Genomic DNA, 8,101 nt, shown 5'->3' on the forward strand with positions numbered 1-8,101 from the left:
GGGGGCCGGTGCTGGGGCCGTCACTCGATCCGCCGATCATATTCTTGGAGGTCGGCAGCCTCGATACTGCGCCCCGCTCTAAGCCTCCCGCAATAGCGTGCGCGCAACAGTGTCCTAGTTCCCCAGTGCGAGTGTCCTAACTAGGGCAGCACCGGATTGACCAACTTGTTGTAGGCCGCTCCAGGCACAGAGGTAGACCTAGCGGCTTCTCACCCGCGCCGTTGGGCGCGATCATGGAAAATGGGATCAAGGTCTCGCGAGTCCATGTTCGGAGCGACCGTCAGGCACCTGGCCGAACGGGCCACCGAGGCACGCTCGGAGGCCGATGTACTCGCCTGCCGGGCATGGAATGCCCGCATGCTCGCGTTTCAGGGGCCTGCCCAGCCATCTCCGGTTCTGGGTGACGCGCTCAACGCCGGCTACCGCTACCTCGAAGTGAAGTGCCTCGGCTGCGAGACCCATCAGACAGTCGCGCTGGATATCGTCCGCCGGCCGAAGTGGATGCCGATCCACGAGCTCGAGCGCTACATGCGCTGCAAGCAGTGCTCTCGATCGAACGGCCAGCCTTTTCGCCATTTTCGACAGAGCGTCGCTTGCGCCTTCTCGCGATCAGACCAAGCAAGACCAGCGCGGAACTGCGTGTCGAGCGGTCACTAGGCATAGTTGCTGATATCGCGGTCTCGGGAGATCCCGACGACTACCTGCCCAATGGCTGCTGCAGCCTTAGTCCAGCGGGCATTCCTTCGACAGGTCCGCGAAGGCCTTCGGTGCGCCCGTGGTCTTGAAGATGCTTACCGAGCTGGTGCCGTAGGGATCGACGATCTTGACGGCAGTTTCCTTGCCGTCGCGGATGTTCTTCACCAGCGATTTCTCGGTCTTGACCTGGATCAGGCGCTCGCTGATCGCAATGCCCTCTGTCTCGACGACCGGGCTCTTGTCGACGCGGAAGCTGAAACTGTACTTCGCCCCTCGATCCAACGGCTTCGGGTCGGGCGACATGTCGACGATGCCGACGGAAAGCACTTTCCGCAGGCACCTGACGCCGAGACCGACGCCGTCCTTGCCCGTCAGGGCAATGAACGTGCCGCCGTCGCCAAAGCGATCCTCCTCGGCCGACACCAGCCAGTTGCCGATCAGCCTGTTCTGGTAGTCAGCCCGTGCCGGCATTGCCGCGATCAGCGCGATCACGGCGGCCAGAAGCGCAGCCTTGGACATTTCTCATTCCCCCGTCCTATTTCGCGACCGTTCTAGGTGCGGCACCTGACGCGCGCAACCCCGCGCTCCAGCAATGGCTGTGAGAGAAGGGGACGACTTTCGTATCATTCGCCTGCTCGAGTTCAGCCCCTTCGAGCGGCGCCCGCAAAACAGTCCAAGGAGAAGGTTGAACAGCTTGTTCAACTCACACCGGGAAAATGTTAAATCCTCTAGCTAGTCCTTCCGGCTAAGTCCCTTGTGGCACTCGCGTCAAAATACCGGAAATCTTAACCGAGCTCGCGGGGCGGCCCCCGCCGCTGCTCTTCCGCCATCGCCATTGCTCGTTGCTCAAGGGCGCTCATCTCGGCCCTGATCTTGGCGGCGAGGCGCTGCAATGGCCGAGAATTATCCCCTTCCCTCGTTCGACGACATGCCGGACGAGAGGTCCGACGCTTCAACCCTGTACGCGAGATCGCCTTCGAATGTATTTCGCGCGCGAGGCCGGCAAGATCGGCCAGCTCGATCCGCATGAACAGGCGCTCTACAATCAGCACCTGAAGCCACTCTTTGACGAAAATGACAGGCTGTTCGATGACATTTCGAAGCTTGATCCCGACATGCTTGGTCCCAAGATTCAGGATCACATCTACCGCATTACAAAAGGCGACTCGCCAGGCGACGGCTCTAGCGCTTGCCGTCGCCGGTTTGATCTGCGAATCTTACGTTGCGGGCGCCCGAAGGCCCCCTGCGTCCATTGGAGGATGGATAGTGCCTTTTGAGATCGACGCCAAAGTCGCTAAGGGCTTCAACGCGGCAGCCTACAACATCCCAAAGCAAATACCTTTCCTCGTGGAACGTTTTCCGCAAATCGCGGACTGTCACCGCGGAACGATCAACCTAGCCCTTGAGCGGCCACTGCAGGTTCGCCTGCCGAACATTGTGACTCCGCCCCTCGACTGGAACGACCCAAAGGGCAAAGATATCGAGCGCTTCGGTTTTACACGAATAGGCCTTTCAGTATCCGGCGATCCAAAACGCTATGAAGCCTGGATTTATACGGCTGAGAATTCAAAGCATCGGTTCAACGATTACCTAATCGAGGTAGTCGCCGAAACCATCCCAGGAATCGCCGTAGGCGTCGCGTGCAAGGTCTTCGTCGATCGGGCAAAAGAAATACTCGTGATTTGAACCCGCGCCCATGCGTTCGCCTGAATCCAGCGAAGGTACCGCCCCGATCGGGGGCTCGCATTTGGGCGTTGAGATGGTCACTGTTCTCACCTGAAAGCCTCACTGAGGCCGGCACAGAGGTTCTGTGTGCGGCACGCCCATTGCGAGATTCGTTCGCTATATGTCGGAATATATTCCGAACGAACACAATCATCAATTTCCCATTGATTACAAAGCGGTAAGCACCGGATTGGTACGGAGGGCGGTTCCGCACCACCATTAGAACGGCCAGCCGTGACGCTGATGCTGCACCGTTCGGCCGGTGGTTTGGGTGCGGCTCGATCTCGGCCAGCGCACCGGCGAGGCCGGCGCACGGGCTGGCGTGGATCAGGATTGAGGTAGTTGGCTGGCGGACTTATCGTCGGCCGGCGTTTCTTTTTCGGCCATCGACCACGCAGCGCGCGTGGCAGATCAATTGTAAGCAGAGGAGACAGACCATGTCGACTACGCTGCAAAGGAGCCTGCTCTCAGCGATATTCGGATTAGCAACCGGTTGCGCATTGATTTCGACGCCTCTCGGTGCCGCCGAAGCCCAAGGGCAAAAGCCGATACAAGATCCGATCACTGGTAGCGAAGATCTCGGAGATCTAAGCCAACCTCAACAGGCCTTGGCCCAATTTTACCGGGGGTTCAACAGGCACGATCTGAAGATGATCGACGAGAACTTTGCTGATTCCGATGAGGTCGCAATTGATAATCCTCTCGGAGGGATTCGGCGGGGAGCAGATCAGCCGCACTTGATGTACCAGGCGTCTTCAAGAGCCCGGCGGACGTTCACGTTGAATTTTGGGACTATACCATACATCGCACAGGCGATGTCTTTTGGGCGGTGGGGCGGGAACGCGGCACCGACCATGATGGTGACGTCGTAAAAAGTCTGAACATCCGCACCACCCGAATTTTTCAACTGATGAATGGTCGCTGGCGCCAGATGCACCAGCACGGATCAATCGAAGACGCCAAACTCCTTGGTGAGTATCAGACCGCAGTACGATCCGCAGCATCGCGAACCAAGCGAATTTAGGGCTGCTGCGTTCGACCTCGGCCAGCGCGAACCGGTGACGCTGGCGCGTGGGCTGGCGGTGCAAAGGTGACTAACGGCACATCCCTCCAGGGCCGACAGTCGCCAAGATCGCGAAAGCGTGTGTTTCCCAAAGAGGCCGTCAATGATTGACATCGTCATGGGGCTCGGCGCCGTCGCCTCGCTTCTTCTCGCCGCAGTGGTCATCGCCAGCGACCGCGACGCCGTCAAACGTCACGGTAGCGATCACGACGCGGCGTGATCACAGCAGATCAGGATCGAGGCGGCTCGCTGGTGACCTTATCGTCGGCTGGCGCTCTCTTCTCGGCCATGGCCTCGACCTGCTCAAGGACACGGCGGCGCGTGGCGCGATCTGTGATCGAGCGGAATGCACCAAGCAGCCTGAAGGCATCCGCAGCGTCTTTGGCGTGTCGCTCTCTCGTCAAGATCGCCTCCAATGCGGCAACCACACCAGAGCACCACGATGCCCGGTAGTGCCGTTGGTCACGCCCGGTCTACGCCGCCAGCATCGAGGCGACCGCCGAGGCGCTGTAGGGCTTGCCCTTGGGCGTGGTGAAGCCACGGGCGGCCAATTCACTCGCAACCTTGCGCAGCGACGGCCCGCGCGTGAAGCCCTCGGGCGGCCTTGCCAACTCGCGGGCGAGCGCGACCAATTCGGCACCGCCATCGCGCTCAGCGTAGCTCTTGCGGCCTTCAATCTTTCCGGTTTCCTTCCGCTTGCGGTCGCGCGCCGCGCGAAGCTTGGCAACCGTGGTTGCCTTGTCGAATTGTGCGATGGCGCCGAGCACTTGGCGCACCAGAATAGCTGTCGGCGTGTCCTCGGTGAAGAAGTCGGGCGAGGTGGCGGGGATCAGCATGACGCCGAGGCGCTGTAGGTAGTCGTGGCCGGCGAGCTGTACGGCGAGGTCACGCGCGAAGCGATCGGGACTTTCTACAATGACGGTACGCACGCCGTTGCTGGCGATGCGGTTGAGCATGGCCGCGAAGCCAGGACGCTCTGTAACCGGATCTGCGCCCTTCGCAGCGGCATCGTAGAACCAGTCATCCGAGGCTATGGCGTAGCCGGCTGCCTTGGCAAAGCCCTCGATAGCCGCGCGCTGGCGTTTCTCGGAGTCCTTTTTGGGCTTGGCAGCAACAGGCGTGATGGCTTGGTTCGCGGCAGAATTCATTGGGCGGCCGATCAGGAACTTCTTCGACCTACGTATAGAGGTCCGCCGTCAAATGCTGTTCCTCGCCAACGTCCAGACAGAATTGCCGCAGCCCTTTGTCACTCTGGAAGACCGAAGCCGCAAGAGATACGACGACATGGTATCGCGAGGCGGGAAAAGAGCCGCACTCTTAGAGAGCTGGGCACGCGGATGCTGGCCTATGCTGAGGGCGAAAGATTTGCCCCACTGGTGCTGCGCAAACTTGGCTATGACCCGCATGGAGCCGGCAGCGCCCTTGTTGGTCTGTCGAACAACCTGAGCTCGCACAACGACGAGCGGGCGAAATTCAGCATCGCCGTCGGCAAGACGCTTCGCTTTCTCGATTGAGTCGATCTCCTACACCGCGACGGGGGGCCCGCGGCCGCGCTCCGGCACCTTCGGGCTCGCTGGCCGCTTTCATTTCAGGCCGGTGGACCGCCGAAACTGCCAACCCATGCTTGACCAAAACCACCAACGACCTGCAGGGCAGCGCCGAACGCACTTATCGAGACCCCACGGGCGATAAGCAACACCCGCGTCTGCCATTTGGCGGCGTCCGACTTTCTCGCCTCGATCAACTTGCCAAGCGCACCGCTATTGAACGAAGTTCCGGCTACATCACCAATACCGTCCCTGATGATCATCGAACCAAGATCGGACTTCTCCGCAGCGATCGCATTCGCCTCTTCGATACTCTCTCGAGCCGACCTCCACAGGTCCCAAGCCAGCATACCGAAGCCGACGAATTCGATCAGCACGCCGACCGCTGAAATCCAATTCCACATTTGCATCTCTCCCAAGGGCACGAGATCGTCAGTCATGACTCGGCGGATGTCGTGCACGGTGGAAAAGCGCCGGCAGGCCGAGGGAGGGCTGGTGCTGAAAGGCAAGGGCTGAGCTTACCGTGCTTGAGGTAGCCGTTTCGAGTACTCCGCTGAATACACCGCGCTCTCGATAGCCGATGGCGTTTCGACAACCGAAATCCCGAGATTCGGATTTTCGAAAAAGATCGTAGTGAAATTCAATCCCTTTCCTCGAGAATACCGAACAATTTTGTCGGCGTTCACGGTCACCAAGTCTCCGGTGCCGTCCTGCGTCAGAGTAATGAATGTGGCCACCGTAGCCTCCTTGCTGTGATTAGCAGAACAGAAGATTACCCGCCGCCGACCGGCAGCGCGATGGAGGTGATGACCGCTATCAACAGGATGTCGATAAGCGAAAATAGCAGTCCCGAGATAGCCGTCGGTACATCCGCGAGCCGCCACTCGGTTCTGAGCACTGACGCGATCACCGCGATGGAGACCACAGCTCGCGTTGCCGGTGTTATTTCCGTCACTTGTCCGGCTTGACGGCCCGACGAGATGACGTGTCGGGATGAACCGCGCCGGTCTGTGCGGCCGGCACGCGCTCATGTTCACGGGATCGGAAGCACCGGAGCGCCGAGACTGACGCCATCGAGGATCGCGGACCAGTCACCGCGCGGCGTGTTCGATTGGAGGCTGTAGTCGATCCGGATGATCGTCCCCCTCGAAAACGTCTCCCATAGAGAGATCAGCTCGGTCAAGCGAATGACCGACGCGATAGTTCGATCCTTGACCTATACGTTTGTTTGCCGGAGCCCTATCGCCGCGATTGCTAGCAGTTTGGAACGGGCGCCAGTTCATTTTTCGATACGGATCCGACGCACTCGGCGAGCGATGAGGCCTGCTATGCACTCTTAAATGAAGGCCGCGGCCGAGAATATGACGCATGCCGCCGGCGTGATAGCTGTGTTGCTGCCCTCCTCCAGGACTGGCATGCTGCGCTTTACTCGTGCAGCGGGGGATCGATGAACAGGCTTCAGAAATTCGTCGAGGAAGGCGCTGTCGGCGAAGGGCCTGGTCCCACTGCTTACGTCCTCGATCGGGCAAAGTTGCCCGAGGCGGACACAGGCTTCGCATGGCGCCTCGTCAGCGACTTCCGACCTGGCGAAGCCATATTGGCCGATCAAGGCCTGAAAACCGTATTCCAGCGGGCACTTCAACACGGCTTCGCGGTAGTGTCGCGCGGAAAAGATACGAAATGAAACGATCTGTCCGGTACGCGGATCATGCCTAGTTCTCATCCGCGAGGCGCTATGCTGAGCATAGCCAGCCGGGCGCTAACTGAAGCTCAGTTCGCCCCAAGCTTCTCGGGCTGTCGCAGGTGCGTCAGAATTGTTTCAGCCTAAAGGTACGCTACTCATCGCCGAGGCCCGGATTCACATAGTTTAATGACGGGAGGCCCGGCCGAAAGCTCAATTGGCGAACTGCACCTGCCAAATCAGGGGATATCATTGAATTACGCAATGCCTGTGCAGGCCAGATTCTTAGTCCGGATGGGGACCACTGGCTGGATGGTTTATGATCGTGAACGTAAGGGTCCGGCGCTGCTAAAGAACTGCAGCTTGGCCGGGAAGCTGACAAGAGAAGAAGCCGAACAGCTAAAGCAGAAGCTGATGAGCTGGAATACGCAGCCCATCTGATTGACGATAAACCTTCCGCTAGAACCCTTTGGGACGTAAGCCCTGAAGACTGCTAGCTCTATTCCTGCGTTATGCAAAAAATCATGGACCTGCGGCTCACGCGACCGACGGGAAACGGAGCTAGGCGCAGCTCTGCGGCGGCCTCTTGGCAAATATTCGCTGCCGTAATGATCAACCACGTCTTCACGCTGAGCTCACGCCGATCGAAGTCAACCTGCCTCCGGCGGAAGGCATGCAGCCGGGGCGGCGAGCATCAACTCGAGCGTCAGTCGGGAACGCGGGTGGTCACGACCGCATGCGACAACCCACTCAACCGGCCGTCGTGTTCGCCGGGATTGCTGGCACGTTCCCCGACGATCCTAGTTGGATCAGTATCTCCAGGGATCCTGTTGGTGCGGCCAATCGAGTGTGCTGACAGCGGCATAAATGTCCTGTCAGGTTTAAAACACAGTGCGCACACTCGATGAATTTATAAAGCATGGCCAGACGCTTGGCATGCCTAGCAGCACTGGCATGGTCATTGCTTTCGCTCCAGCAACAGCAGTTTAGAGCTAAGAGCATGAGAGGCACGAAACCAGCAAAGCCCAGCACGATCCTTGCTTCAGGAACCATGCCTCGCTCGAAGCAGACCGACAGACCGAATGCGGCAGTTTTCGACAACTTTCAATCCGGCGTTCACCTAACGCGTCAGCCGAATAACGTTGTTCGACTAAGGACCTCGAAGCTCGGAAGATCACCATGAACGAAGAAGCTATGATCGATAGTATCATTCCGTGTAGCGACGTCGTCAAACGCGCCGCGCGCCTAGGCGCTGAAATCAGAAATATCAAACTATCGGGCGATTTGCCGAGCCACACGATTACTGCAATCAACAGCTTGCTACTCGTACACAAGGTGATCTTCTTCCGCGATCAGGATCATCTCGACGATCCGGAGCAGGAACGCTTT

At 59.0% G+C, this 8,101-nt stretch carries 9 protein-coding genes and 1 pseudogene; 6 read left to right on the forward strand and 4 right to left on the reverse strand.

Annotation, left to right across the window (positions count from 1 at the left end; all coding sequences use genetic code 11):
* Positions 1-264 precede the first annotated feature (264 nt).
* The gene (locus tag AC628_RS32965) at positions 265-657 is read left to right on the forward strand and encodes a hypothetical protein (protein ID WP_502689804.1); all 393 of its coding nucleotides are present in this window, start codon (positions 265-267) and stop codon (positions 655-657) included.
* Between the two features lie 66 nt (positions 658-723).
* Here the strand turns inward: AC628_RS32965 and AC628_RS32970 are convergent, their stop codons facing one another.
* Together AC628_RS32970 and AC628_RS32975 are read right to left on the reverse strand one after the other, a co-directional pair.
* The gene (locus tag AC628_RS32970) at positions 724-1,215 is read right to left on the reverse strand and encodes a hypothetical protein (RefSeq protein ID WP_074130913.1); all 492 of its coding nucleotides are present in this window, start codon (positions 1,213-1,215) and stop codon (positions 724-726) included.
* A 266-nt stretch (positions 1,216-1,481) separates the two neighbouring features.
* Positions 1,482-1,838, reverse strand: a complete 357-nt coding sequence (locus AC628_RS32975) for a hypothetical protein (RefSeq protein WP_074130914.1) — start codon at positions 1,836-1,838, stop codon at positions 1,482-1,484.
* Between the two features lie 124 nt (positions 1,839-1,962).
* On the opposite strand from AC628_RS32975, the gene AC628_RS32980 reads away from it, so the two are divergent.
* Both AC628_RS32980 and AC628_RS46230 read left to right on the forward strand, forming a co-directional pair.
* Positions 1,963-2,382, forward strand: coding sequence for a hypothetical protein (locus AC628_RS32980; protein WP_074130915.1), 420 nt, complete (start codon positions 1,963-1,965; stop codon positions 2,380-2,382).
* A gap of 838 nt (positions 2,383-3,220) precedes the next feature.
* Positions 3,221-3,445 carry a hypothetical protein gene (locus tag AC628_RS46230; protein ID WP_210190293.1) on the forward strand — a complete coding sequence of 75 codons (225 nt, stop codon included), beginning with the start codon at positions 3,221-3,223 and terminating at the stop codon, positions 3,443-3,445.
* A gap of 512 nt (positions 3,446-3,957) precedes the next feature.
* Here the strand turns inward: AC628_RS46230 and AC628_RS32995 are convergent.
* On the reverse strand, positions 3,958-4,632 hold the full coding sequence (locus tag AC628_RS32995) for a recombinase family protein (RefSeq protein ID WP_074130917.1): 675 nt from the start codon (positions 4,630-4,632) through the stop codon (positions 3,958-3,960).
* A gap of 189 nt (positions 4,633-4,821) precedes the next feature.
* Between AC628_RS32995 and AC628_RS44425 the strand changes: the two genes are divergently transcribed.
* Positions 4,822-4,998 carry a hypothetical protein gene (locus tag AC628_RS44425; RefSeq protein ID WP_168193503.1) on the forward strand — a complete coding sequence of 59 codons (177 nt, stop codon included), beginning with the start codon at positions 4,822-4,824 and terminating at the stop codon, positions 4,996-4,998.
* Between the two features lie 74 nt (positions 4,999-5,072).
* Here AC628_RS44425 and AC628_RS33000 read toward each other — a convergent pair whose 3' ends face one another.
* Positions 5,073-5,471 (reverse strand): hypothetical protein, encoded by a 399-nt coding sequence (locus AC628_RS33000; protein ID WP_074130918.1) that lies wholly within the window; start codon positions 5,469-5,471, stop codon positions 5,073-5,075.
* Positions 5,472-6,478: 1,007 nt separating this feature from the next.
* Between AC628_RS33000 and AC628_RS43345 the strand changes: the two genes are divergently transcribed.
* Together AC628_RS43345 and AC628_RS33010 are read left to right on the forward strand one after the other, a co-directional pair.
* Positions 6,479-6,715 carry a hypothetical protein gene (locus AC628_RS43345; protein WP_143201928.1) on the forward strand — a complete coding sequence of 79 codons (237 nt, stop codon included), beginning with the start codon at positions 6,479-6,481 and terminating at the stop codon, positions 6,713-6,715.
* A 1,176-nt stretch (positions 6,716-7,891) separates the two neighbouring features.
* A pseudogene (locus tag AC628_RS33010) lies at positions 7,892-8,101 on the forward strand (TauD/TfdA family dioxygenase); the annotation flags it as partial.

It is taken from the genome of Bradyrhizobium sp. NAS96.2 (assembly GCF_001908235.1).
In the GTDB taxonomy this organism is placed as follows: Bacteria; Pseudomonadota; Alphaproteobacteria; order Rhizobiales; family Xanthobacteraceae; genus Bradyrhizobium.